Origin of the sequence: Pseudomonas sp. R32, from assembly GCF_009866705.1 — a bacterium.
Lineage (GTDB): Bacteria > Pseudomonadota > Gammaproteobacteria > Pseudomonadales > Pseudomonadaceae > Aquipseudomonas > Aquipseudomonas donghuensis.
The window spans coordinates 339,116-363,104 of record NZ_CP019396.1; the positions used below are offsets into that span (position 1 = coordinate 339,116).

General features: G+C 62.7%; 20 protein-coding genes. 8 read left to right on the plus strand and 12 right to left on the minus strand.

Annotated elements, in window-relative coordinates; translation table 11 throughout:
- The first annotated feature begins 277 nt into the window (after window positions 1-277).
- Window positions 278-1,051 (plus strand): ParA family protein, encoded by a 774-nt coding sequence (locus PspR32_RS01520; protein WP_010222266.1) that lies wholly within the window; start codon window positions 278-280, stop codon window positions 1,049-1,051.
- Here PspR32_RS01520 and trxC read toward each other — a convergent pair.
- The gene (trxC, locus tag PspR32_RS01525; RefSeq protein ID WP_159388006.1) at window positions 1,048-1,482 is read right to left on the minus strand and encodes a thioredoxin TrxC; all 435 of its coding nucleotides are present in this window, start codon (window positions 1,480-1,482) and stop codon (window positions 1,048-1,050) included. The genes PspR32_RS01520 and trxC overlap by 4 nt on opposite strands.
- A gap of 109 nt (window positions 1,483-1,591) precedes the next feature.
- On the opposite strand from trxC, the gene PspR32_RS01530 reads away from it, so the two are divergent.
- Window positions 1,592-2,077, plus strand: coding sequence for a DUF4265 domain-containing protein (locus PspR32_RS01530; protein WP_159388007.1), 486 nt, complete (start codon window positions 1,592-1,594; stop codon window positions 2,075-2,077).
- Between the two features lie 10 nt (window positions 2,078-2,087).
- Here PspR32_RS01530 and selO read toward each other — a convergent pair whose 3' ends face one another.
- From selO to betI, 6 genes are all read right to left on the minus strand, one after another.
- A complete protein-coding gene (gene selO / locus PspR32_RS01535; RefSeq protein ID WP_036995420.1) occupies window positions 2,088-3,548 on the minus strand; it encodes a protein adenylyltransferase SelO in 1,461 nt (486 codons plus the stop codon).
- Between the two features lie 58 nt (window positions 3,549-3,606).
- Window positions 3,607-6,957: a mechanosensitive channel MscK gene (gene mscK, locus PspR32_RS01540; RefSeq protein ID WP_036995421.1), complete on the minus strand. Its 3,351-nt coding sequence runs from the start codon at window positions 6,955-6,957 to the stop codon at window positions 3,607-3,609.
- A gap of 39 nt (window positions 6,958-6,996) precedes the next feature.
- On the minus strand, window positions 6,997-8,739 hold the full coding sequence (locus PspR32_RS01545; RefSeq protein WP_159388008.1) for a potassium/proton antiporter: 1,743 nt from the start codon (window positions 8,737-8,739) through the stop codon (window positions 6,997-6,999).
- 241 nt (window positions 8,740-8,980) lie between these two features.
- Window positions 8,981-10,672, minus strand: a complete 1,692-nt coding sequence (betA, locus tag PspR32_RS01550) for a choline dehydrogenase (protein WP_100782629.1) — start codon at window positions 10,670-10,672, stop codon at window positions 8,981-8,983.
- Window positions 10,673-10,823: 151 nt separating this feature from the next.
- The gene (gene betB / locus PspR32_RS01555) at window positions 10,824-12,296 is read right to left on the minus strand and encodes a betaine-aldehyde dehydrogenase (RefSeq protein ID WP_010222275.1); all 1,473 of its coding nucleotides are present in this window, start codon (window positions 12,294-12,296) and stop codon (window positions 10,824-10,826) included.
- Between the two features lie 31 nt (window positions 12,297-12,327).
- The gene (gene betI / locus PspR32_RS01560) at window positions 12,328-12,993 is read right to left on the minus strand and encodes a transcriptional regulator BetI (RefSeq protein ID WP_010222276.1); all 666 of its coding nucleotides are present in this window, start codon (window positions 12,991-12,993) and stop codon (window positions 12,328-12,330) included.
- Window positions 12,994-13,415: 422 nt separating this feature from the next.
- Here betI and betT point away from each other — a divergent pair, with 422 nt between their 5' ends.
- Complete coding sequence (gene betT, locus PspR32_RS01565; protein ID WP_036995423.1) at window positions 13,416-15,419, plus strand: choline BCCT transporter BetT; 2,004 nt, start codon at window positions 13,416-13,418, stop codon at window positions 15,417-15,419.
- A gap of 128 nt (window positions 15,420-15,547) precedes the next feature.
- On the plus strand, window positions 15,548-16,288 hold the full coding sequence (locus tag PspR32_RS01570) for a substrate-binding periplasmic protein (RefSeq protein WP_036995425.1): 741 nt from the start codon (window positions 15,548-15,550) through the stop codon (window positions 16,286-16,288).
- Here the strand turns inward: PspR32_RS01570 and PspR32_RS01575 are convergent.
- The 4 genes from PspR32_RS01575 to gpmI form a co-directional block, all read right to left on the minus strand.
- A complete protein-coding gene (locus tag PspR32_RS01575) occupies window positions 16,279-17,046 on the minus strand; it encodes a divergent polysaccharide deacetylase family protein (protein ID WP_159388009.1) in 768 nt (255 codons plus the stop codon). The two genes, PspR32_RS01570 and PspR32_RS01575, sit on opposite strands and share 10 nt — an antisense overlap.
- 9 nt (window positions 17,047-17,055) lie before the next feature.
- Window positions 17,056-18,384: a S41 family peptidase gene (locus PspR32_RS01580; protein ID WP_010222282.1), complete on the minus strand. Its 1,329-nt coding sequence runs from the start codon at window positions 18,382-18,384 to the stop codon at window positions 17,056-17,058.
- Between the two features lie 89 nt (window positions 18,385-18,473).
- A complete protein-coding gene (locus tag PspR32_RS01585) occupies window positions 18,474-19,760 on the minus strand; it encodes a murein hydrolase activator EnvC family protein (protein WP_232531791.1) in 1,287 nt (428 codons plus the stop codon).
- A gap of 152 nt (window positions 19,761-19,912) precedes the next feature.
- Window positions 19,913-21,448 carry a 2,3-bisphosphoglycerate-independent phosphoglycerate mutase gene (gpmI, locus tag PspR32_RS01590; protein WP_010222285.1) on the minus strand — a complete coding sequence of 512 codons (1,536 nt, stop codon included), beginning with the start codon at window positions 21,446-21,448 and terminating at the stop codon, window positions 19,913-19,915.
- Window positions 21,449-21,666: 218 nt separating this feature from the next.
- Here gpmI and PspR32_RS01595 point away from each other — a divergent pair, with 218 nt between their 5' ends.
- The 3 genes from PspR32_RS01595 to secB are packed head-to-tail and all read left to right on the plus strand — an operon-like array spanning window position 21,667 to window position 22,871.
- Window positions 21,667-22,083 carry a rhodanese-like domain-containing protein gene (locus tag PspR32_RS01595; RefSeq protein ID WP_010222286.1) on the plus strand — a complete coding sequence of 139 codons (417 nt, stop codon included), beginning with the start codon at window positions 21,667-21,669 and terminating at the stop codon, window positions 22,081-22,083.
- 1 nt (window position 22,084) lies between these two features.
- Window positions 22,085-22,339: a glutaredoxin 3 gene (gene grxC / locus PspR32_RS01600; RefSeq protein WP_010222287.1), complete on the plus strand. Its 255-nt coding sequence runs from the start codon at window positions 22,085-22,087 to the stop codon at window positions 22,337-22,339.
- Between the two features lie 40 nt (window positions 22,340-22,379).
- A complete protein-coding gene (secB, locus tag PspR32_RS01605) occupies window positions 22,380-22,871 on the plus strand; it encodes a protein-export chaperone SecB (protein ID WP_010222288.1) in 492 nt (163 codons plus the stop codon).
- 98 nt (window positions 22,872-22,969) lie between these two features.
- Here secB and PspR32_RS01610 read toward each other — a convergent pair whose 3' ends face one another.
- Window positions 22,970-23,425 (minus strand): tRNA (cytidine(34)-2'-O)-methyltransferase, encoded by a 456-nt coding sequence (locus PspR32_RS01610; protein ID WP_159388011.1) that lies wholly within the window; start codon window positions 23,423-23,425, stop codon window positions 22,970-22,972.
- Between PspR32_RS01610 and PspR32_RS01615 the strand changes: the two genes are divergently transcribed.
- Window positions 23,424-23,861: a hypothetical protein gene (locus PspR32_RS01615; protein ID WP_010222292.1), complete on the plus strand. Its 438-nt coding sequence runs from the start codon at window positions 23,424-23,426 to the stop codon at window positions 23,859-23,861. The genes PspR32_RS01610 and PspR32_RS01615 overlap by 2 nt on opposite strands.
- Window positions 23,862-23,989 lie beyond the last annotated feature (128 nt).

Below are 23,989 nucleotides of genomic sequence, written 5' to 3' on the forward strand. Positions count from 1 at the left end.
GAGTAACTCGCAACAACGACCTGACAGGGGTGTGGCGCAATCGCCGAGTGGCGCGCATTATCCCGGTGCTGTCGGCGTGTAGCAAATGCTGGTTACAAATACTCCGGCTTGAAACAGACCTCGATTGTTCAGCTTCGTCAGATCAGTCAGGTTTTTCCCGACCAACGGAGGTTATGGGTTGTCGGTCGATTCCTCGTCAACTTGAGCCCAACGGTGCTGGTCAAGCGAACCCTTCGCACACATACTCGGTCATCCCCAGACACACGGAGGTCATTCCATGCGGCGCGTGGTGTTCAATCAGAAAGGTGGCGTCGGCAAGTCGAGCATTGCCTGCAACCTGGCAGCGGTGAGTGCCAATGAAGGCTATCGAACCCTGTTGATCGACCTGGATGCCCAGGCCAACTCGACCCAGTACCTTACCGGCCTTACCGGCGAGGACATTCCCATGGGCATTGCCGACTTTTTCAAGCAGACCCTGTCTTCCGGGCCGTTTGCGAAAAAGAACAAGGTCGATATCTACGAAACACCGTTCGACAACCTGCATGTGGTGACCGCCACCGCCGAGCTGGCTGACCTGCAGCCCAAGCTTGAGGCCAAGCACAAGATCAACAAGCTGCGCAAACTGCTGGATGAGCTGGACGAGGACTATGACCGGATTTACCTGGATACTCCGCCAGCGCTTAACTTCTATGCTGTTTCTGCGTTGATCGCGGCTGATCGAGTGTTGATCCCCTTCGATTGCGACAGTTTCTCGCGCCAGGCGCTGTACGGGCTGCTGGCCGAGATCGACGAGCTCAAGGACGATCACAACGAAGAACTGCGGGTCGAAGGCATTGTCGTCAACCAGTTCCAGGCCCGCGCCAGCCTGCCCCAGCAGATGCTTGACGAGTTGATCGCCGAGGGGCTGCCGGTGCTGCCGGTATACCTCAACAGCTCGGTGAAGATGCGTGAATCACACCAGGCCAGCCTGCCGCTGATTCATCTGGAGCCGCGGCACAAGCTGACCCAGCAGTTCGTTGAACTGCACGCCCTGCTCGAAGAAGGCGTCTAGACGCCCTGGCTGCGCAACCATTCCAGCAGTTGCTGGAGTGGGAATGCACCGCTCTGGCGCGCCACTTCCCGGCAGTTTCTGAGCAGGATCAGGCTGGGAATCGAACGAATCCCCAATTGCCCGGCCAGTTGCTGGTTGGCCTCGCTGTCCAGCTTGGCCAGGCGGCAGCGCCCGCTGAGCTGGCTGGCCGCCTGCGCGAAGATCGGCGCAAACGACTTGCATGGCCCGCACCAATCGGCCCAGACATCGATCAGCAACGGCAGGTCGCCCTTGATCTGGCTGGCGTAGTCGCCCTGTTTCAAATCAAACGGCGTGCTCAGCAGGACCGGGTTCTTGCAGCGGCCGCATTTCGGGCTGTCGCCAAGGCGTTCGCCGGGGATGCGGTTGAGGCCGTTGCAGTGGGGGCAGGGGATGAGTAGTGGATCAGTCATGAAAGCTCCGAGAGTTGCGACCGGTCTGCGGTCGTTCGCGGGTTACGCCCGCACCTACATGTTGAATGGTTTAGCATGTACGCCTTGTACACAGGCCATGGAGTGCCCGATGGATTGCCAGCATTCAGCGCATATCCGCATTTTTGTCGATTCCCGATCCAATGGCGAACCGGTATTCGAGAGCGTGCCGGTCCGTCAGATCGATGCGAATACCTTTGAGCTGCTGTCGTCACCAGGGTTGGCCCTCGACCTGGCGCGTGGCGATACCATCCGTATCAACCACCCGGAGCAGCGCGCCGAAGTGCTGCAGCGGGGTGGCAACTTCTGCATTCATATCTATGCCGACGACTTGCCCCAGGGGGCTGTCGACACACTGCAAGACGAAGTGCAGACGCTGCTCGGCGGTACTCTGGATGGTCGCTACAAGGGCAACCTGACCCTGGCCATCCCCGCGCGTAACGGTTTTGCAGCCATCCGTGAAGTGTTCGACCGCTTTCGCCAGTGCACCGGCGTCGAGTGGTATTACGCCAACATCTACCGCAACCTCGACGATGACGAGGACGAAACCCTGCTCGACTGGTGGCTCGACAGCTGAGGCGCAGGCCTTACGACGAGCAGCTGATTTCCAGGTGCTTGCCCCACTCCGGTGGCCGCTGGGCGTAGGCTTGCATCCCCGCTTGCTCCTCGAACGGTTTGCTCAGCACCTGGTGCAGGCGGCGAACTTCCTCGTAGTCACCACCCTCGGCCGCCTCGATGGCGCGCTGGGCCAGGTAGTTGCGCAGGATGTACAGCGGGTTGACCGCATGCATGCGCGCGCGGCGGCCTTCGGCGTTGCCGGGCTCGCGCTGCAGGCGTGCCAGGTAATCGGCTGACCACAGGTCGAAACCGGCCAGGTCGATGAAGTCGTCACGCACTACCTGCAGCGCCTGCTCAGCAGGCTGGTCGCCGAGCTGGCGGAAGAACAGGGTGTAGTCCACCGCGCCCGGTTGCATCAGTTGCAACAGGCGTTCGATCAGCAGCTTGTCGCCGTCTTCCGCGCGGGTCAGGCCCAGACGCCGACGCATCAGGTCCAGGTAATGGGCCTCGTACAACGGCAGGAACAGCCCCAGGGTTTCCTTCAGCGCTTCGACGCTGATGAACGGCGTCAGGGCCTGGGCCAGGGCGCTGAGGTTCCAGTGGGCGATGGGCACCTGATTGCTGTAGCTGTAGCGGCCCTGGTCATCGGAGTGATTGCAGATGAAGTTGGCGTCGAAGTCGTCGAGGAAGGCAAAGGGGCCGAAGTCGAAGGTGATGCCCAGGATCGACATGTTGTCGGTGTTCATCACGCCGTGGCAGAAGCCGTAAGCCTGCCAGCGGGCAATCAGCTCGGCGTTGCGCTCGACAATGGTGCGGAACATCGCCAGGTACGGTTCCGGCGCGTCGCGGCACTCGGCGAAATGCGTATTGAGCACATGCTCGGCAAGCATGCGCTGCTGCTCGGGCTGGCGGGTGTAATAGAAATACTCGAAATGACCGAAGCGTACATGGCTCGGCGCCAGGCGCAACAGCATGGCCGCGCGCTCCTGGGTTTCGCGCCAGACCGGCGTACTTGAGCCGATCACGCACAGCGCCCGGCTGCTGGGGATGCCCAGGGCTGGCAGGGCTTCGGAGGCAAGGAATTCGCGGATCGAGGAGCGCAGTACCGCGCGGCCATCGCCCATACGCGAATACGGCGTCTGCCCGGCGCCCTTGAGGTGCAGGTCCCAGGATTGGCCGGCGTCATTGCGCACTTCGCCCAGCAACAGGCCACGGCCATCGCCCAGGCGTGGGTTGTAGGAGCCGAACTGATGCCCGGAATAGACCATCGCCCGCGGCTCGGCCTCGGCCCACAGTTTGTGGCCGCCGAACAGTTCGGCAAAGACCGGGGAATAGGCTTCGGTTGGTTCCAGGTCGAGCAACGCCATGGCCGCTTCGCTGGCGATCACCAGGCGCGGTTCGGCAATCGGCTCGGGCAGTACCGAAGTAGAAAAGGCGTCGCCCAGGCGGGCGAAACGGTTATCGAACGTCAGTTCGTCGAGGGCTTTCAACGGCCATCTCCTGGAGAAAACCTGAGTATTCTGCAAGGGTATGGCCGCTGGCGTCCAGTCAGGCCGGTTTGCCTGGCGCTTCGTCAGCGGGCTTGCCGCTGTTGTTGGCGGTTGGCAGCACGGTCTTGTCCAGGCTTTCTACCGGGACCATCTTGTACTCCTGGCCCTGCATGTTCTTCAGGTAGATCTCCATCTGCCGGAAGGAGATGTTGATGTGCTGCCGCTTGAACTCTTTGTTGATGTAGCGGTTGATCTCGTCGAGTACCGGGTTGCGGTCGCCCAGGTCGCGTACGTGCATGCGCAGTTCATGGTCCAGGGTGCTTTCGCCGAAGTTGAGGAAATAGACGATCGGCGCCGGTTCCTTGAGTACCCGTGGGTTGTCGTTGGCGGCCTTGAGCAGCAGGGTGCGCACCAGGTCGAGGTCCGAGCCGTAGTCGACGCCGAGCTTGAGGGTCACCCGGGTGATGGTGTCGGTCAGCGACCAGTTGATCAGTTGCCCGGTGATGAAGGTCTTGTTCGGGACAATAATGTCCTTGCGGTCGAAGTCGGTGATGGTGGTGGCGCGAATGCGGATCTTGCTCACCGTGCCGGAGAGGTTGCCGATGGTGATGGTGTCGCCGATCCGTACCGGGCGCTCGAACAGGATCATGATCCCGGAGATGAAGTTGGCGAAGATCTCCTGCATGCCGAAGCCCAGGCCCACCGACAGTGCGGCCACCAGCCATTGCAGCTTGTCCCAGCTGACACCCAAGGCTGACAGGGTAGAGACGAAGCCGACCCCGGCAATCACGTAGGACAGCAACGTGGTGGTGGCGTAGGCGCTGCCCTGGGCCAGGTTCAGGCGTGATAGCACCAGCACTTCCAGCAGGCCAGGCAAGTTGCCGGCCAGGGCAACGGTGATGCCGATGATCACCAGTGCGCCCAGCAGGTCGCGCAGGCTGATCGGCACCATGCTCATGGATGCGCCGGTGCCGCTGGTGTACTCGTACAGGGTGATGTTGTCGAGGTAGGCGAACACGCTGATCAGGTCCGACCAGACCCAGTACAGGGCGGCGATGAAGCCGCCGAGCAGGGCCAGGCGAATCAGGCGCAGGGACTGCTGGTTGACCTGTTCGATGTCCAGGGTCGGCTCTTCGACCAGCACTTCGCCATCCAGGCCTTCCTTGGCCGCCTGGCGCTTGCTCAGCGCCCGCTGGTAGGCCAGGCGCCGGGCGGCCACGGCCAGGCCGCGGACGAAGGCGGCTTCGATCACCAACCAGAACATCAGCAGGTACAGGGTATCGATCAGGCGGTCGGTGAGCTTGAGCGCGGTGTAGTAATAGCCAAAGCACACGGCGATGAACAGCGCCACCGGCAGCGCGGTGAAGGCCACGCCCACGGCCTTGCGAAACAGCGAGGTGTTGCGGTGGGTGGGGCTGCTCAGCAGCAGGCGGCTGAGCAGCCAGGCCATCAGCGCATAGCAGGTCAGCACCACGCCGATGCCGAGCACGTCTTCAGCCAGCGCCGAGGGTTGATGCTCGGCCACCGCCACCACCCCGACCAGGGCCAGGACCACGGTGCCGAGGCGGCGGATCCAGCCACGGAGGAATTCGACCTGGGGCTTTTCCCAGCGAAAGTGCAGTTCGGCCACGCCGCCCGGGGCGAGTATCCGGTAGGCGGTGTAGAACACCAGCCAGGCCTGGGCCACCTGGAACAGCGCCGAGGCGAGGTTGGCGTTCTGCCCGCGGGCGTCGACCTGCAGGGCATAGCCGCACAGGGCCAGGCCCAGGCTCAGGGGCATGGCCAGGAGAATATTGACCAGGATGGCCTGGGGCGTGTGCCACTGGCTGTCACGCTTGAAGTGGCCGACATCCTGATGAACCTTGGTCAGGCGCGCATACAGGTACTTGCGCCGCCACAGCAGGGCGCCGATCAGCAACAGCAAGGGCAGGAACAGCAACGGGCGCTGGGCCAGGCCGTCGGTCAGCTCCCGCAGGCCCGACCCCCAGGGCAGGCTGACCACCTGTTTCTGCAGGCGCTCGGGCACGCTGCGCAGCCATTCCAGGTCCAGCGGCTTGTTGCTGGGGATCCAGAACATCTGCTCATCAAGGGTTGCACGCAGGTTCTGCGCGGTGCTGAACAGTTGCTTCTGGTTCAACTGCAGAGTGATTGATTCGTTGAGCAGCGCGCTCAGTTCACGGTTCAGGCGTTCGAGCAGGTCGCTGCGAGTGATCGCCACTTCCAGCAAGGCCTTGCGCAATTGCGGGGTGACGGTCTCGGGTGGTTGTGCGGTGAGCAGCTTGTCGACATAGCTGCTCGGGCTGCTGATCTGCTCGCGCTGCTGGTTGATCTCGAACTGGTACAGGCGGATGTCGGCGATCTGGTCGGCCAGGTCGCGGTCGAGCTTCAGGTGCGGCAGCGCCTGCTTTTGCTTGTAGAGGATCTTCGACAGCAGCAGGCTGCCCTTGAGCACGCTGATCTGCTCGTCCAGAGCCTGGTCGCTCTGGGTCAGGCTGTCCAACTGCTGCTTGGTCTTGAGGTTCTGCTGGGTCAGGTCGTTGAGGCTGTCGGTGCTGCGCAGCAGGTAGTCGGAGAGCTTGAGGTTGGCGGCGCTTTCGGTGGCCAGCAGGGTGCTGCCGCCAGCTTTCTGCGCTTCGATCGACTGTTCGGTGACGGTTTGCTGGGACTGGGCCAGACGCTTCTGGTTGATCAGCGTCTGCAGGTCCTGGATTTCCTGTTCCAGGCGCGCGGCGCGCTCGATCAGCAGGTCATGCTGGCTGTTGCCCAGGTCTTGCAGCAGGCTGTTGCCGGCCAGTTCCTGGCGGCGCAGCAGGGTCAGGGCGTTGAGCGCGGCCAGTTCGGCGTTGAGCTGGTTGCGCTGGTCGGCGCTGAGCGGCTTGCCGCCGTCCTTGCCGATCTTCAGGCTGGTGTTGATCTGCTGGGTGCGGGTCTGGTTGGCGCTGATTTCTGCCTGGGCCCGTTCGGGCCGGGTCTGCGCGGTGATGGTCAGGCTGTTGGCCTCGGACAGCGCTTTTTGCAGTTCGCCCTGCTCGGTGGTGCGCTCGGCCAGCAATTGCTCCAGCTGCGGCACGCTGGAGGCGGCGTAGCGCTGGGTGACCGGGATCACCTTGCTGTCCTTGAGTTTGGCCAGCTCGCGCTGGTTTTCGCTGGTCTGGCGCGGCGCGTCGTTGAGCTGGTGCTTGAGCGCGGTGAGCTTCTTCTCGCTGTCCTCTTTGTTGCCGAGGAAGGCCAGGGTCTTTTCGAGCACCTGCTGCAGGGCTTTCTGTTCGGCCTCGGGCAGCTTGCGTTCGGTGATCTTGTCCAGGCTTTGCTGGATCGCTGCCGTGGTTGGCGGTTCAGCCGCCCACACCGGGGAGAAGGACAGGCACAGCCCGATCAGGGCTGCGCTTAACAACGTGCGCAGGGACATAGGCAGAAAATTCGTACAGGCAGAGGCGAAGAACAGAGTTTAAAGGAACAATCCAGGGCCGGGTCGAGTTCCTTCGGGGAATTTGACGCCCACTTTGAGGATCTTGTTCCCTTCCATCACTGCAACCGTCCACAAGGTGCTGTTCCACTCGATCTGGTCGCCGACCACCGGTGCGCCGCCAACCTTCTGCGCGATGAAGCGGCTGAGCGGCATGTGCGGGTCCTGGCCGTCGAGCTTCAATCCGTACAACGCCGCTACAGCCCCCAGTTCTGCGTCACCTTCGAGCACGAAGTCACCAAAGAAGCGCAGGTCCTGGCCACGCTGCGGTGCCTGGCTGAACAGCTTGCCGAGGGCCGGCAGGTTGTGTTCGTGGCCGATCACGCAGAGCAGGTCGTCGACTTCCAGGGTGGTACTTCCCGACGGATGGAGCAGTTGCTGACCGCGAAACAGCGCTGCGATACGGGTGCCTTCAGGCATTTTCAGCTCGCGCAGGGCGGCGCCGATGCACCATTTTTCCGCGCCCAGTCGATAGATGAACAACTCCCACTCGCTGGTGATGTGCACTTCCAGGGCCGAACGGGAGATCGGGGCAGGGTCGGGCGGTACTGTCACTTTCAGCAGCTTGGCCACCCAGGGCAGGCTGGTGCCCTGCACCAGCAACGACACCAGGACGATGAAGAACGCCAGGTTGAAGAACAACTGGGCATCCGGCAGCCCGGCCATCAACGGGAACACCGCCAGAATGATCGGTACCGCGCCACGCAGGCCTACCCAGGAGATAAAGGCTTTTTCGCGGCCATGGAAGGCCTTGAACGGCAGCAGGCTGGCGACCACCGACAGCGGCCGGGCGAAGATGATCATCCACAGCGCCAGGCCCAGCGCCGGCAGGGCGATCGGTAGCAGGTCGTGAGGCGTCACCAGCAGGCCGAGGACCAGGAACATACCGATCTGCGCCAGCCAGGCCATGCCGTCGAGCATGTGCAGGATGCCGTGGCGGCTGCGGATCGGGCGGTTGCCCAGCACCAGGCCACACAGGTACACGGCAAGGAAGCCGCTGCCGTGCAGGGCGTTGGTCATCGAGAACACCACCAGGCCGCCGGCCACCACCAGGATCGGGTACAGGCCGCCGGCGAGGTTGATGCGGTTGACCAGCTGCAGCATCAGCCAGCCGCCCCCCAGGCCCAGCAGGCCGCCGATGCCGAACTCGCGCAACAGGTGAGTGAGCAGGCTCCAGTGCAGGCCGGTCTGGCCGCTGGCGATCATGTCGATCAGGGTTACGGTGAGAAACACCGCCATCGGGTCGTTACTGCCCGATTCGATTTCGAGGGTTGCCGTCACCCGTTCGTTCAGGCCCTTGCCGCCGAGCAGCGAGAACACCGCCGCAGCGTCGGTGGAGCCGACGATGGCGCCGATCAGCAGGCCCTGGATCAGGCTCAGGTTGAACAGCCAGGCGGCGACCATGCCGGTCAGGCCGGTGGTGATCAGCACGCCGACGGTCGCCAGCGACAGCGCCGGCCACAGGGCCACGCGGAAACTCGCCACCCGCGTGCGCAGGCCGCCGTCGAGGAGGATCACCGCGAGGGCCAGGTTGCCCACCAGATAGGCGGTCGGGTAGTTGTTGAAGATGATCCCGCCACCATCGACCCCGGCGATCATGCCGACCGCAAGGATGATGACCAGGATCGGGATGCCCAGGCGTGAAGACAGTGAGCTGACCAGAATACTTGCACCCACCAGCAATGCGCCGATCAAGAACAGGCTATTGATGGTGGACGCATCCAAAGGCAGTACTCCGGGGAAAAGCAGGAAGGAGGGGCGGTTTGCTTTGAATATCAAGCAGGTCGCGTGCCAAGGATTCTAACCTGAGGGGTTGGCGGGCTGTAAAGGGTTAATCGCGGGGACAAAAAAGACACTCCCTGGAGTGCCTTCTTGTGTTGCCTTGGCGGGCCTCATCGCGGGTCAAGCCCGCTCCCACACGGATTGCACATCACCTGTGGGAGCGGGCTTGCCCCGCGAAAGAGGCTTAAGCCTGTTTCACTTCACGCAGTGCCTTGCCTTTGACCGGCGCGCCGTTGGCGACGTAGTACTTGGCGGTGCTGCGTGGCAGCGGCTGGCGGTTGCGGATCTTGTCGGCGATTTTCTCGGCGATCATGATCGTGGTGGCGTTGAGGTTGCCGGTGATGATGATCGGCATGATCGAGGCATCGACCACTCGCAGGCCCTGCATGCCATGCACGCGGCCCTGGCCGTCGACCACCGCCATCTCGTCTTCGCCCATCTTGCACGAGCAGGACGGGTGGAACGCGGTCTCGGCGTGCTCGCGGATGAACTTGTCCAGTTCCTCGTCGGTCTGCACGTCGGCGCCCGGGCTGATTTCGCGGCCACGGTAGGCGTCCAGCGCAGGCTGGGCCATGATTTCGCGGGTCAGGCGGATGCCGTCACGAAATTCCTGCCAGTCCTGCTCGGTCGCCATGTAGTTGAACAGGATGCTCGGGTGCTGGCGCGGGTCTTTGGACTTGAGCTGGATACGGCCGCGGCTAGGCGAGCGCATCGAACCCATGTGGGCCTGGAAGCCGTGTTCCTGTACACCGTTGCTGCCGTTGTAATTGATCGCCACCGGCAGGAAGTGGTACTGGATGTTCGGCCATTCGAACTCTTCACGAGTACGGATGAAACCACCGGCTTCGAACTGGTTGCTGGCACCGATACCGGTGCCCTTGAACAGCCACTCGGCACCGATGGCCGGCTGGTTGTACCAGAGCAGCGACGGGTACAGCGACACTGGCTGGGTGCAGGCGTACTGCAGGTACAGCTCAAGGTGGTCCTGCAGGTTTTCGCCCACGCCTGGCAGGTCGTGAACCACAGGCACGTTGAGGCTTTCCAGCAGCGCACGCGGGCCAACGCCGGAGCGTTGCAGCAGTTGCGGCGAAGCGATGGCGCCGGAGCAGACGATCACTTCCTTGCGCGCACGGGCTTCGACGCGCTCTTCGCTGGCGCCGACCAGGTAGCTGACGCCCACGGCGCGCTTGCCGTCGAACAGCACGCGATCGCTCAGGGCGTGAGTGACGATGGTCAGGGTCGAGCGCTTCTTGGCGGTGTCCAGGTAGCCGCGGGCGGTGCTGGAGCGACGGCCTTTAGGCGTCACGGTACGGTCCATCGGGCCGAAACCTTCCTGCTGGTAGCCGTTGAGGTCTTCGGTACGCGGGTAACCGGCTTGCACGCCGGCTTCGACCATGGCGTGGAACAGCGGGTTGTTACCGGCTTTAGGCGTGGTCACGCTGACCGGGCCTTCGCCGCCGTGGTAATCGTTGGCGCCGATGTCGCGGGTTTCCGCTTTGCGGAAGTACGGCAGGCAGTCCAGGTAGGTCCAGTCCTCAAGGCCTGGCAGTTTTGCCCAGCCGTCGAAGTCCATGGCGTTGCCGCGGATGTAGCACATGCCGTTGATCAGCGACGAGCCACCCAGGCCCTTGCCGCGACCGCATTCCATCCGGCGGCCGTCCATGTGCGGCTCCGGGTCGGTCTCGTAGGCCCAGTTGTAGCGGCGGCCCTGCAGCGGGAAGGCCAGCGCGGCTGGCATCTGGGTGCGGAAGTCCATGCGGTAGTCAGGGCCACCGGCCTCGAGCAGCAGGACAGTCACGCCTTCGTCTTCGGTCAGGCGGGTCGCCAGGGTATTACCGGCAGAGCCGGCACCGACGATGATGTAGTCATATTCCATGGCTTTCTCCGAAAGCAGCTGCAAGCCTCAAGCTACAAGCCGCAAGAAAATGCGGTCGTGCGAGGCTCGCAAATGAGTGAGAGCTGCAAGAGCCGGTTGGCGCAACACGCACCGGCTTTGACTTGCAGCTTGCCGCTTGAAGCTTGTCGCTTCAGAACACCGAGTTGTAGGAACCCAGCTCAACTTGAACGGATTTGATGCGAGTGTACTGAGCCAGCGAGCTCACGCCGTTCTCACGGCCGACACCGGACTGCTTGTAACCGCCGACCGGCATTTCGGCTGGCGACTCGCCCCAGGCGTTGATCCAGCAGATACCGGCTTCCAGCTGGTGGATGATGCGGTGGGCGCGGCTGATGTCGTTGGTGCACACGCCAGCGGCCAGGCCGTATTCGGTGTCGTTGGCACGACGGATGACTTCTTCCTCGGTCTCGTAGGAGAGGATGCTCATCACTGGGCCGAAGATCTCTTCCTTGACGATGGTCATGTCGTCACGGCAGTCGGTGAACACGGTCGGCGCCACGAATGCGCCCTTGGCCAGTTCGCCTGCGGTCAGGCGCTCGCCGCCACAGAGAACGCGTGCGCCTTCTTCCTTGCCCTTGGCGATGTAGCCCAGCACACTTTCCATGTGAGCGAAGCTGACCAGCGGGCCGAAGTTGGTGTTTTCGTCTTCAGGGTTGCCAACGCGGATGCGCGCAACGCGCTCGGCGATCTTGGCTTCGAAAGCCGCTTTCATCGAGGCAGGGACGAACACGCGGGTACCGTTGGTGCAGACCTGGCCCGAGCTGTAGAAGTTGGCCATCATGGCGATGTCGGCGGCGCGATCGAGGTCGGCGTCGTCGCAGATGATCAGTGGCGACTTGCCGCCCAGTTCCATGGTGACTTCCTTGAGCGTCGAGCTCGAGGCGCTGGCCATGACCTTCTTGCCGGTGGTGGTGCCGCCGGTGAAGGAGATTTTCTCGATGCGCGGGTGCTCGGTCAGCCAGGTGCCGACTTCGCGGCCGCTGCCGGTCAGAACGTTGAACACGCCGTCCGGCAGGCCGGCTTCGGTGTAGATCTCGGCCAGTTTCAGGGTGGTCAGCGAGGTGACTTCGCTCGGCTTGAAGATCATCGCGTTACCGGCCGCCAGGGCAGGAGCGGATTTCCACAGGGCGATCTGGATCGGGTAGTTCCAGGCGCCGATACCGGCGGTCACGCCCAGCGGCTCGCGGCGGGTGTAGACGAACGAGCTGTCGCGCAGCGGGATCTGCTCGCCTTCGATGGCCGGTACCAGGCCTGCGTAGTATTCCAGCACGTCGGCGCCGGTGACGATGTCGACGTAGCGGGTTTCGGAGTAGGACTTGCCGGTGTCCAGGGTTTCCAGGGCGGCCAGCTCATCGTTGCGCTCGCGCAGGATGTCGACGGCGCGGCGCAGGATGCGCGAACGCTGCATGGCGGTCATCGCCGCCCAGACTTTCTGGCCGCGTTCGGCGCTTTCTACGGCGCGCTCGACGTCGGCCTGGGTAGCGCGTTGCACCTGGGCGAGGACTTCGCCGTTTGCCGGGTTGATGGCGTCGAAGGTAGCGTCGCTGGAAGCGTCGACATAACCACCATCAATGTAGAGTTTTTGCAGTTCGAAACGGGCCATAGTGTCCTCGCAAGTGCATATGTGTGTTTGGCTATCCGTGCAGCGCTCCTGCTTGTTTGGCAATCGCGACGCGCGGTGGTTCAGAGGCCTGGTTTTGCGTGTCCGGGCTCGTCTGTTTCGCCAGTTGTAGATCCATGTATTCGTAAGCGATTTGTTTCGCCTGGTCGGTGTCGAACGCGTCTCCGGACAGCGCACCGCGCAGCCACAGACCGTCGATCAATGCTGCCAGGCCACGGGCCGCGGTGCGTGCATCAGGCAGCGGCAGGACGCGGCGGAACTGGCAGCACAGGTTGGAATACAAGCGGTGATCGTTGATCCGCTGCAACCTGTGCAAAGACGGCTGGTGCATGCTGGAAGCCCAGAAGGCCAACCAGGTTTTCATTGCCGGGCCGTTGACCTGGCTGGCGTCGAAGTTGCCTTCGATAATCACCTGCAGGTGGGCGCGCGGGCTGGTGTCCTTGAGCGCCTGCCGGTTGGCGACGACGTTCTCGTTCAGCACGCTCATCAAGTACCGCATGGTCGCTGCGATCAGGCCGTTCTTGTCCTGAAAGTAGTGACTGATGATGCCATTCGACACACCGGCCAAACGGGCGATCAGCGCAATGCTGGCGTCACCCATGCCGACCTGGTCGATGGCCATCAATGTGGCTTCGATCAACTGCTGGCGGCGAATGGGTTGCATACCGACCTTGGGCATCTTGCAAATCTCCTCAGGCCTGCGAGCAGTCGACGAGCGGCTGCCTCGGCGAAGGCCAGTCTATTTTGTTTTGATTGAACGTTCAATCAACAAAGAATAAGCTCTGCGACAATCTGTGCAATTGACAGGTTTTTCCTACCTGCAGTGAGCACAAATTGGCACCCCAAAAAGACGTGGAACCCCCGGAATACAAGGTGTTGACGGGTGTAAACGGCGCGTTGAGCAGATCTGCCGAGCGGTATCGCACCGCGCGGCCAACCCTCGGGACGGGGTTTTCGGCCTGTTTTTTTCAACGCAATCGATTCGGGATCACGGTTTTTTCAAGGTGCTTTTATAACACCTGAAGCAGTGGGGCTATTGCACCATTTGCTTGGGTAACGATTGTTTCGTGTTTCTCTCGCACTGCCCGGAGCCTATGTGCAATGAGTTCTGCCTCCCTAATCAAGACCCCTGCCGAGAGGGTCCGGGTCAACAGCGTGGTGTTCTTCACCTCGACGTTGTTGATCCTGCTGTTGACTGCCTTGCTGATCGCAGTTCCCGAAACCGCCGGCCGCGTGCTGAACGAGGCCCAGGCCTGGTTGTCGCGCAGCTTCGGCTGGTACTACATGCTGGTGATTGGCGGCTACCTGCTGTTCGTCATCGTTCTGGCCTTCTCCAATTTCGGCAAGCTCAAGCTTGGCGGCAAGGATGACAAGCCGGACTTCAGCTACGGTGCCTGGGCCGGGATGCTGTTCTCCTCCGGTATCGGTATCTCGCTGCTGTACTTCGGCGCGTCCGAGCCGCTGGATCACTACTTCAACCCGCCTGAAGGCGCACCGGCCAGCCTGCAAGCGGCCCGTGAAGGCCTGCAGCTGACCTTCCTGCACTGGGGTCTGCATGGCTGGGCAATCTATGCCCTGGTCGGCCTGGCCGTGGCCTACTTCGCCTACCGCCACAACCAACCCCTGGCACTGCGCTCGGCGCTGTACCCGCTGGTCGGTGAGCGTTGGGTCAAGGGGGCCGCGGGCCACACCGTCGACATCTTCGGCATGTTCGTGACCCTGCTGGGCCTGGTGACCAACCTGGGTATTGGTTCGATGCAGGTGTCCTCGGGGCTGGAATACCTGTTCGGCATGCAGCACAGCGACACCAACCTGCTGATCGTGATCCTGGTGATGAGCACCGTGGCGACCATCGCCGCCGTGTCGGGTGTGGAGAACGGCATCCGCCGCCTGTCCAACCTCAACATCATCCTGTTCAGCGGCCTGCTGTTGTTCGTGCTGCTCAACGGCCCGACCCTGCACCTGCTCAACAGCTTCGTGCAGAACATCGGCGACTACCTCAACGGCGCGGTGCTAAAGACCTTCGACCTGTACGTCTATGAAGGCGACAGTGACAAGTCCGAGCGCTGGCTGGGCCTGTGGACCGTGTTCTACTGGGCCTGGTGGATTTCCTGGGGCCCGTTCGTCGGCATGTTCATTGCCCGTATCTCGCGCGGTCGAACCGTACGCGAACTGGTCGCTGGCGTGCTGCTGATTCCGCTGGGCTTCACCTTGGCCTGGCTGTCGATCTTCGGCAACTCGGCACTGGACCTGGTGATGAACCAGGGCGCGGTGGAGCTCGGTCGAACGGCGCTGGAACAGCCGGCGATGTCGATCTACCAGCTGCTCGAGCACTATCCGTTTGCCAAGATCGTGGTCGGTGTCGCGATTTTCGTTGGCTTCGTACTGTTCCTGACCCCAGCCGACTCCGGCGCGGTGATGATGGCCAACCTTTCCTGCAAAGGCGGCCATGTCGACGAAGATGCGCCGAACTGGCTGCGTATTCTCTGGTCGGCGATCATTACCGTGGTCACCATCGGTTTGCTTCTGGCCGGTAACTTCCAGGCCATGCAGACCATGGTGGTGCTGGCGGGACTGCCGTTCTCGGTAGTGCTGGTGCTGTTCATGTTCGGCCTGTACAAGGCCATGAAACAGGACAGCCAGGTCGAGCAGGAGCAGGCCGAACTGGCTGCCCGTGGCCGTCGCGGTTTCAGCGAGCGCCTGAGCCAGCTGGACCTGCAGCCGACCCAGGCGATCGTTCAGCGCTTCATGGACAAGCGCGTCAGCCCGGCGCTCAAGGAAGCAGCCGCGCAGCTGCAGACCCTGGGCTTCCAGGTGCAGACCCGGGTCGGCCAGTCGCGTTCGGCCATGGGCCTGCGCATCGACATGGAAGAAGGCAACCCGTTCGTTTACGAAGTAAGCCTGGACGGCTACCTGGCCGCGCCGAGCGAAGCACCGGTGGAAGGCGAGTCGGAAGTGCGCCAGCGCTTCTACCGCGCCGAGGTCTACCTGCACAACGGCAGTCAGGAATACGACCTGATGGGCTTCACCCCGGAGCAGATCACCCGGGATGTGCTCGATCAGTTCGAAAGCCATCGCCAGTTGCTGGGGCGTGTCTACAGCTGATAACGGCTGATTGACCCGAAGGGCTCTGTTCGCAGGAACAGGGCCCTTTTTGTTGTGATACCGGTGCAGACTGGACAGGCGCACTAGGCCCCGGCACTCTTGGCGTTGCCAAGGAGCCCGGTGCCACCATGTTCAAGCGTCTTGTCCTGTTGCTGTGCAGCTGCCTGTCGTTCACCCACCTTGCCCAGGCGAGCGAGCCTGTGGTGCTGCTCACCGAAAACTTCCCGCCCTACAACATGGCCATCAGCGGCAAGAGCTTCGCCCGCGACGATGGCATCAATGGCATTGCCGCCGACCTGGTACGCGAGATGTTCAAGCGCGCCGGGGTGCCCTACAGCATGACCCTGCGCTTCCCGTGGCAGCGCATCTACGAGCAGGCCCTGCAAACCCCCGGCTACGGCGTCTTCGTCATGGCCCGTCAGCCCGAGCGGGAAAAGCTGTTCAAGTGGGTCGGGCCGCTGGGGCCGGATGACTGGATTTTGCTGGCCCCCGAGGGCAGCCCGATTGCCTTGAGCAGCCTGCAGCAAGCCAAGCGTTATCGTATCGGGGCTTATAAAGGGGATGCGATTGCCGAATACCTGGCCAAGCAAGGCCTGAACCCGGTGTTGGTGCTGCGCGACCGCGACAACGCGAAAAAGCTGGTGAACGGCGAAATCGACCTGTGGGCCAGCGGCGACCCGGCCGGGCGCTACCTGGCGCGCCAGGTGGGGGTGAGCAAGCTTAAGACGGTGCTGCGTTTTCACGGTGCCGAGCTGTACCTGGCGCTTAACCGTGAAGTGCCGGACGAGGTAGTGAACAAGCTGCAGCAAGCGCTGGAGCAGATGCGCAGCGACGGCTTTGTCGAGGCAACCTTCGCCCGCTACTTGTAGATGCCGTCGCGCCCGTGGCCGGACATCGCGCGATTGCTGCGCTCGGTGATCATCTGCTGAATTTCTATCCACTCGACGCCCTGGGCCTTGAGCTTGGGCAGTTCGCGTTCGAGCACTTCCAGCGTCTGTGGATAAGGATGGCCGATCAGTACCGCCGTGCCTTGCTTGCGCGCCAGGGCAATACCCTGTTGCAGCTGGCCGGCAATGGCGTCAGTGGTGCGCAGGTCATCGAGGAACACATCCCGCGACACGCTGGCCAGGCCGATGCTTTGTGCCGACTTGGCGGCCACCGTGGCGGCGCTGGTGCGGCTGTCGACGAAGAACAGGTCGCGGCGCTGCAATTCACCCATCAACCAGGCCATGGCCGCAGGCTCCGCGGTCATGCGGCTGCCCATGTGGTTGTTGATCCCGACGGCGTAGGGCACTTTGTCGAGCGCCGCGTTCAACCGCCGCTCAAGCTCCGGCAAGGGTGTACCGGGGTGCCAGGCGTAGGGGCCGGTGGCCGGGTCCATGGGCATGTGCAGGATCACCGTCTTGCCGGCGTGATGGGCCTGGCGGGCAAACGCTGTGGCATGCGGGGTATCGGGCATGATCGCCAGGGTCACCGGGCCGGGCAGGGCCAGGGCGCGTGAGTCGCGCGCAGGGTTCTGCCCCAGGTCGTCGATGATCAGTGTCAGGTACGCCTTGCCCGTTTGAGCCGGCGCCGCCAGGGCAGCGCCGCTCATCAGGTACACCAGGGCCAACAGCAGGTAACGCATCAGCTGGCCTTATTTACCCTGGGTGATGCTCAGGCCCTTGAGCAGGCTCAGGGCCTGGCTGAGCTGGTAGTCATCATCCTGTGGGCGAGGCTTGGCGCCGCCGCCCTTGCCCGACGGACGGTCGGCGCCGCCGTTGCCGTTGCCCAGGTGGCCCTGCAGGTCGGCTTCCTTGAAGTTTTCACCGTCCTGCTCGGCGGTAATCTTGGCGCGGCGCACCTCGATGTCCGGGACAATGCCCTGGGCCTGGATCGAACGGCCGTTGGGGGTGAAGTACAGCGCCGTGGTGATCTTAAGTGCGCGGTCGTTGTTCAGCGGCAGCACGGTTTGCACCGAGCCTTTGCCGAAGCTGTCGGTGCCCATCAGCACGCCACGCTTCTGGTCTTGCAGGGCGCCGGCGACAATTTCCGACGCCGAGGCACTGCCGCCGTTGATCAGCACCACCAATGGCACGCCTTCGCTGGCATCGGCCGGGTCGGCGGAGAAGCGCAGCTCGGAGTTGGCGATACGGCCCTTGGTGTAGACGATCAGGCCCTTGGTGAGGAAGTGGTCGGCCACTTCCACGGCCGATTGCAGGACGCCACCGGGGTTGTTGCGCAGGTCCAAGACCAGGCCGCGCATCTTCTTGCCGTTGTCCTTGCGCAGCTTGGCCAGGGCCTTGCCGACTTCTTCGCCGGTCTTGACCTGGAACTGGGTGATGCGGATGTAGCCGTAACCGTCTTCGAGCATCTGGCTCTTGACGCTCTTGACCTGGATGACCGCGCGGGCAAGGGTTACATCGAACGGGTTGCCGCCGTCGCGCACCAGGGTCAGGGTGATTTTCTCGCCGACCTTGCCGCGCATCTTGTCGACCGCTTCGGTCATGGTCTGGCCGCGGGTCGGCTGGCCGTTGATCTTGACGATCAGGTCGCCGGCTTCGATACCGGCGCGCGAGGCCGGGGTCTCGTCAATCGGCGAGACCACCTTGATGAAGCCGTCTTCCATGCCCACTTCGATGCCCAGGCCGCCGAACTCACCGCTGGTGCTCTCTTGCAGCTCGAGGAAATCTTCCGGGCCGAGGTAGGCCGAGTGCGGATCGAGGTTGCTGAGCATGCCCTTGATGGCGTTTTCCAGCAGGGTCTTGTCGTCTACCGGTTCGACATAGGCGGCCTTGATGCGGTCCATGACCTCGGCGAAGGTGCGCAGTTCTTCCAGTGGCAACGGTGCCTTGGACGACGATGCCGAGACGGTCGTCGCTGGAATCGCGGCGGGCTTGGCCGGCTCGGCCGCACGGGCCAGGGGCGCGCCGAGGACCATGGCGATGGTCAGGGCCAGCGAGGTGAGGCGAGGCGATTGCAGCATGTCGAACGAACTCCTGATCCTGGTAGCGCTCCGTAGAGCATCGGCGCAGCCCGAAGTTGCGCTACGCCGTCAAAAAGGGGGGGTGTTGCCTATCCCTGGGCACGGCACCATTGTGCGGGGTCGCTGGGGCGGCCCTGCTGGCGGATGGCAAAATACAGCCCTGAGCTGTCTTGGCCGCCACTGTTGCCGACGGTGGAGATGGCCTCACCGGCCTTGACCACGTCGCCGGCGCTCTTGAGCAGGCTCTGGTTATGGCCGTACAGGCTCAGGTAACCATTACCATGGTCGAGAATGACCAGAAGTCCAGCGCCGCGCAACCAGTCGGCAAATACCACCCGGCCGCCATGCACGGCGCGCACCTGGCTGCCAGGGGAGGCACTGATCATCACGCCGTCCCACTTGGCCCGCGAGTCATCACCACGGGTTTCGCCAAAGCGGGCCAGCAATCGACCATTGACCGGCCATGGAAGTTTTCCCTGTGCGGCAGAAAAAGCACCACCGAAGGTTTCGCCGCTGCTGGAAACCAGTGGGCCAGGGATCGCCTTGGGCTTCTTCGGCGCCTCGCTGCTGTTGGCGGCCAGGGCTTCACGCTGGCGTTGCTTTTCCGCCTCCTGGGCAGCGAGCAGGGCCTTCTGCTGCGCTTCTTCGGCTTCGCGGGCCTGACGGGCGAGGGTTTCCTCGATGGTTTTGAGCACCTTGGTCAGGTCGGCCTGGTCCTGCTCGCGGGCCTGCAGCTTCTGGTCGCGGGCCTTGACGTCATTGTTGAGCTTGGCCAGCACCTCTTTACGCTCGGCGCGGACTTTCTCCAGCTCCTGGCGCTGGCTGTCGAGGGTGCCTTGTTGGGCCAGCAACTGGGCCTGCTGCAGGCTGATGTCCTTTTCGACGTTGGCCAACTGGCGCAGGGTCTCGTTGAAATTGCGCAACTGGCTCAGGCGCGCCTGGCTCAGGTAATCGTAATAGGTCAGGGTGCGGGCGAATTTTTCCGGGTTCTGCTGGTTGAGCAGCAGTTTCAGGTATTCCTCGCGGCCATTCTGGTAGGCCGAACGGGCCTGGATGGCGATCAGTCGTTGCTGTTCAATGCGGGCGCTCTGGAGTTTTTTTTTCTCGGTATCAAGGCGCTCCAGTTCGCCTTCGGTCTTTTTTAGTTCGAGTTGCAGGGCCTCCACCTGCTTTTCCAGCTTGCCGATGTCGGTTTCGGTCGAGCGCAGGTCTTTCTGCACGCCGGATTTTTCTTCCTGCAACTTGCCAAGCATCTTTTTCAGCTCGGCAATGTCCTGGCGCGTGGCGTCCAGTTGTTGCTGGGTTTGCGCGCGCTCATCGGCGAAGGCCGGGCTGAGCAGGCAAGTCAGGGCGAGTACGATCAGGGCGCGAAACATGGGGTGGGCGGCACCAGGCATAGAGACTGGCCTAGTATGCCCGCCATGGCTTGCAAAAAAAACGGCTTTAGCGGCAAGCGGCAAGCTACAAGCGGCAAGAAAAACGGGTGAATGGGCTCTTTCTTGCGGCTTGTAGCTTGTCTTCAGCGGCTTTAGCCGTCGATCAGAATCGACGAGCCGGTCATTTCCGCCGGTTTTTCCAGGCCCAACAGCTTGAGCATGGTGGGCGCCACGTCGGCCAGCACGCCGCCTTCGCGGACCTGCACTTTGCGCTTGCCAACATAGATGAACGGTACCGGCTCGGTGGTGTGCGCGGTGTGCGCCTGGCCGGTGCATTCGTCTTCCATTTGCTCGACGTTGCCGTGGTCGGCGGTGATCAGCGCTTCGCCGCCGACCTTGTCCAGCGCCTCGACGATGCGCCCGACGCACAGGTCCAGGGCTTCGACGGCCTTGACCGCAGCCTCGAACACGCCGCTGTGGCCGACCATGTCGCCGTTGGCGTAGTTGACCACGATCACGTCGTAACGCTGCTGCTCGATGGCTTCGACGATGCGATCGGTGACCTCCGGCGCGCTCATTTCCGGCTGCAGGTCATAGGTGGCGACCTTCGGCGACGGGATGAGGATGCGTTCTTCGCCTTCGAAGGGCTCTTCACGGCCACCGGAGAAGAAGAAGGTGACGTGGGCGTATTTCTCGGTTTCGGCGATGCGCAGCTGGGTCTTGCCGTTTTTCGCCAGGTATTCGCCGAGCACGTTGTCCAGGCTGCCCGGGGCGAATGCGGCCGGGGCCGGGATTTTTGCCGAGTACTGGGTCAGACCGATGTAGGCGGCAAGCTTGGGCAGGCGCGCGCGTGGGAATTCGTTGAATTCAGGCTCGACGAACACTCGCGACAGCTCGCGGGCGCGGTCGGCGCGAAAGTTCATGAAGACCACCGCGTCGCCGTCTTCGACCTTGACCGCTTCGCCAATGCGCGTGGCTTTGACGAATTCGTCGCTTTCGTCGCGGGCGTAGGCCGCTTCGAGGCCGGCCAGGGCGCTGTCGGCGCTGAATTCGGCGTTGCTGTCGACGATCAGGTTATAGGCGGCCGATACGCGGTCCCAGCGGTTGTCGCGGTCCATGGCGTAGTAGCGGCCGATCAGGCTGGCGATGCGGCCCTTGCCGAGTTTGGCGAAGGTGGCGTCGAGCAGCTCGATCGACGATTGTGCGCTTTTGGGCGGCGTGTCGCGGCCGTCGAGGAAGGCGTGCAGGTAGATTTTTTCGGCACCGCGCTGGGCGGCAAGCTCGGCCATGGCCACCAGGTGGTCCTGGTGGCTGTGCACGCCGCCATCGGAAAGCAGGCCAAGGATATGCACGGCCTTGCCGGCGCCGACAGCCTTGTCGACCGCACCGCACAACACCGGGTTGTCGAAGAACTCGCCGTCTTTGATTGCCTTGGTCACCCGGGTGAAGTCCTGGTACACCACGCGGCCGGCGCCGAGGTTCATGTGGCCGACCTCGGAATTACCCATTTGCCCGTCCGGCAGGCCGACATCCATGCCGGAACCGGAGATCAAGCCATGCGGCAGGGTAGCGCGCAGGCGATCGTAGACCGGCGTGTTGGCCGAGTAGATGGCGTTGTATTCGTGGCTTTCGCTGTGGCCGAAACCATCCAGGATGATCAGGACCAAGGGTTTTGGCGTGCTCGTCATCAATCCCACACTCACGGTTGTTCAGATGATAAAGACACGCATTTTAGGGCAAATTTGCCACGAATGACGAATTAACCTTGCAGCCCCGCTGGCGCTGGCCGACGGGCTGTAGCGCGGCAATGAGAATTACTGGCGATAACCCTGCCCGGCGGGCTTTGGCCGACCTTGGGGGCTGTGTATACTGGCCAACATTTTTAATGGCCTGGAAACACCCTCCGATGGTTGCTCACCTGATTGAATTCGCAACAAATCACTACCTGCTGGTCGGTATCTTCGTCGTTCTGCTGGTTCTGCTGATCGTCACCGAAGCACGCAAGGGCGGCCGCAGCCTGAGCACTGGCGAGCTGACTGCACTGGTCAACGCCGACAAAGGCCTGGTGATCGACATCCGTTCGAGCAAGGACTACGCCGCCGGCCACATCGTTGGTGCCGTGAACATTCCCCAGGACAAGGTCGCCGCGCGCATCGGCGAGCTGGAAAAGCACAAGGCCAACAAGACCCTGATCATCGTCGACGCCATGGGCCAGCACGCCGGCACCACCGCGCGCGAGCTGCTCAAGGCCGGCTTCACTGCTGCCAAGCTGTCGGGCGGCGTGTCGAGCTGGAAGGCCGATAACCTGCCGCTGGTGAAGTGACATGAGCAACGTCATCGTCTACTCCAGCGATTACTGCCCTTACTGCTCGCGGGCCAAGCATCTGCTCGCCAGCAAAGGCGTGGCCTTCGAAGAGATCAAGGTCGATGGCAAGCCTCAGGTGCGCGCCGAAATGAGCCAGAAGGCCGGGCGTACCTCGGTGCCGCAGATCTGGATCGGCGCCACCCACGTCGGCGGTTGCGACGACCTGTATGCCCTGGAGCGCGCCGGCAAGCTCGACGCGCTGCTCAAGGCCTGAATCAGAAACCCATTAAAGACTCTGGAAAGAAGGATCTGTCATGACTGATCAACAGAACAACGACGCCGCAGCCGCAGCCGACGACAACACTCCGCAGTTCTCCCTGCAGCGCATCTACGTGCGCGACCTGTCGTTCGAAGCGCCAAAAAGCCCGGCGATCTTCCGTCAGCAGTGGGAGCCGAGCGTCGCCCTGGACCTGAACACCAAGCAAAAAGGCCTGGAAGGCGACTTCCACGAGGTTGTGCTGACCTTGTCGGTGACCGTGAAGAACGGCGAAGAAGTGGCCTTCATCGCTGAAGTGCAACAAGCCGGTATCTTCCTGATCAAGAACCTCGACCCGGCGTCGATGAGCCACACCCTGGGCGCCTTCTGCCCGAACATCCTGTTCCCGTACGCCCGTGAAGCGCTGGACAGCCTGGTGACCCGTGGTTCGTTCCCGGCACTGATGCTCTCGCCGGTCAACTTCGACGCACTGTACGCTCAGGAAATGCAACGCATGCAGGAAGCTGGCGAAGCCCCTTCGCTGCAATAAGCCTGTTGCGATGAAGCAAAAAGCGCCCCTCGGGGCGCTTTTTTCTTGGGGGTTATCGCGAACACTGTAGGAACGGGCTTGACCCGCGAAAGGATCTCTCAGGCAAAACCTTGCTGGCGCCACGCCTCGTACACCGTCACCGCCACCGTGTTGGACAGGTTCAGGCTGCGGCAGCCCGGACGCATCGGCAGGCGCAGGCGCTGCTCGGCGGGCAGGCTGTCCAGTACCTCGGCGGGAAGGCCACGGCTTTCCGGGCCGAACAGGAAGGCGTCACCCGGCTGGAAAGTGGTTTCGTGGTAAGGGTGCGATGCTTTCGTGGTGAACGCGAACAGCCGCGGCTGGCCTAGGCTTTCCAGGCAGCTGGGCAGGTCTGCATGGCGCTTGAGCGTGGCATACTCATGGTAGTCCAGACCGGCCCGGCGCAAGCGCTTGTCGTCCAGCTCGAAGCCGATCGGCTCGATCAGGTGCAGGTGGCAGCCGCTGTTGGCGCACAGTCTGATGATGTTGCCGGTATTCGGCGGAATCTCTGGTTGAAAGAGGATGACGTGAAACATGCACGGCTCCGAACATAAAGATGGCGAGCATTCTACTCCTGAACCGGACCCGCGTTCGCAGCTCTGGCCGCGCGTGCTGTTTTCCCTGGCGCTGTTCGGCATGCTGGTGGGGCTGATGATCGGTCGCCTGACCGCGCCCGAGCCACGCGTGCTGGAGCAGGTCGAGGTGGTCGAGGCGGGCTTGAACCTGTGGTTCAACGAGGAACCCAAACTGCACGGCGAAGAGGTCGAAGGCACCCTGGCCCTGCTGTTCGAGGCCGAGGGCAAGGCTGCGCGTGGTCAGTTGCAGTTGCAGGGTAAGCCTGTGAGCTGGCGGGTGCAGAGCAGTGATGCTGGCTTGCTCGTGACCCTGGTCGCGGCCCGCCCCCTGCACGGCGAATGGGCCGGTGCAGAGGAGGGCGGACGCTGGCGGGTGCAGGTGAAGCTGCGCGAATAAAAGAGGGGATTCCCCGGCCTGCCTGTACCAAGGTCCCCAAAACTGGAAGTACTGATACTAGTGCAGGGTGTGTGCCAGTTTTGTTGCAGTGCGCAAAATGGTGGGTTTTGAGGGGGTAGGCAGGGTTT

Bases quoted from the DNA above. Each gene is read 5' to 3' on its own strand.
- gpmI (WP_010222285.1), bottom strand. From the start codon at position 21,448: ATGACGAGCACGCCAAAACCCTTGGTCCTGATCATCCTGGATGGTTTC.
- betA (WP_100782629.1), bottom strand. From the start codon at position 10,672: ATGGAATATGACTACATCATCGTCGGTGCCGGCTCTGCCGGTAATACC.
- grxC (WP_010222287.1), top strand. From the start codon at position 22,085: ATGAGCAACGTCATCGTCTACTCCAGCGATTACTGCCCTTACTGCTCG.
- PspR32_RS01610 (WP_159388011.1), bottom strand. From the start codon at position 23,425: ATGTTTCACGTCATCCTCTTTCAACCAGAGATTCCGCCGAATACCGGC.
- betI (WP_010222276.1), bottom strand. From the start codon at position 12,993: ATGCCCAAGGTCGGTATGCAACCCATTCGCCGCCAGCAGTTGATCGAA.
- PspR32_RS01615 (WP_010222292.1), top strand. From the start codon at position 23,424: ATGCACGGCTCCGAACATAAAGATGGCGAGCATTCTACTCCTGAACCG.
- PspR32_RS01595 (WP_010222286.1), top strand. From the start codon at position 21,667: ATGGTTGCTCACCTGATTGAATTCGCAACAAATCACTACCTGCTGGTC.
- PspR32_RS01575 (WP_159388009.1), bottom strand. From the start codon at position 17,046: ATGCGTTACCTGCTGTTGGCCCTGGTGTACCTGATGAGCGGCGCTGCC.
- trxC (WP_159388006.1), bottom strand. From the start codon at position 1,482: ATGACTGATCCACTACTCATCCCCTGCCCCCACTGCAACGGCCTCAAC.
- PspR32_RS01520 (WP_010222266.1), top strand. From the start codon at position 278: ATGCGGCGCGTGGTGTTCAATCAGAAAGGTGGCGTCGGCAAGTCGAGC.
- betB (WP_010222275.1), bottom strand. From the start codon at position 12,296: ATGGCCCGTTTCGAACTGCAAAAACTCTACATTGATGGTGGTTATGTC.
- PspR32_RS01570 (WP_036995425.1), top strand. From the start codon at position 15,548: ATGTTCAAGCGTCTTGTCCTGTTGCTGTGCAGCTGCCTGTCGTTCACC.
- betT (WP_036995423.1), top strand. From the start codon at position 13,416: ATGAGTTCTGCCTCCCTAATCAAGACCCCTGCCGAGAGGGTCCGGGTC.
- PspR32_RS01585 (WP_232531791.1), bottom strand. From the start codon at position 19,760: ATGTTTCGCGCCCTGATCGTACTCGCCCTGACTTGCCTGCTCAGCCCG.
- PspR32_RS01530 (WP_159388007.1), top strand. From the start codon at position 1,592: ATGGATTGCCAGCATTCAGCGCATATCCGCATTTTTGTCGATTCCCGA.
- PspR32_RS01580 (WP_010222282.1), bottom strand. From the start codon at position 18,384: ATGCTGCAATCGCCTCGCCTCACCTCGCTGGCCCTGACCATCGCCATG.
- mscK (WP_036995421.1), bottom strand. From the start codon at position 6,957: ATGTCCCTGCGCACGTTGTTAAGCGCAGCCCTGATCGGGCTGTGCCTG.
- secB (WP_010222288.1), top strand. From the start codon at position 22,380: ATGACTGATCAACAGAACAACGACGCCGCAGCCGCAGCCGACGACAAC.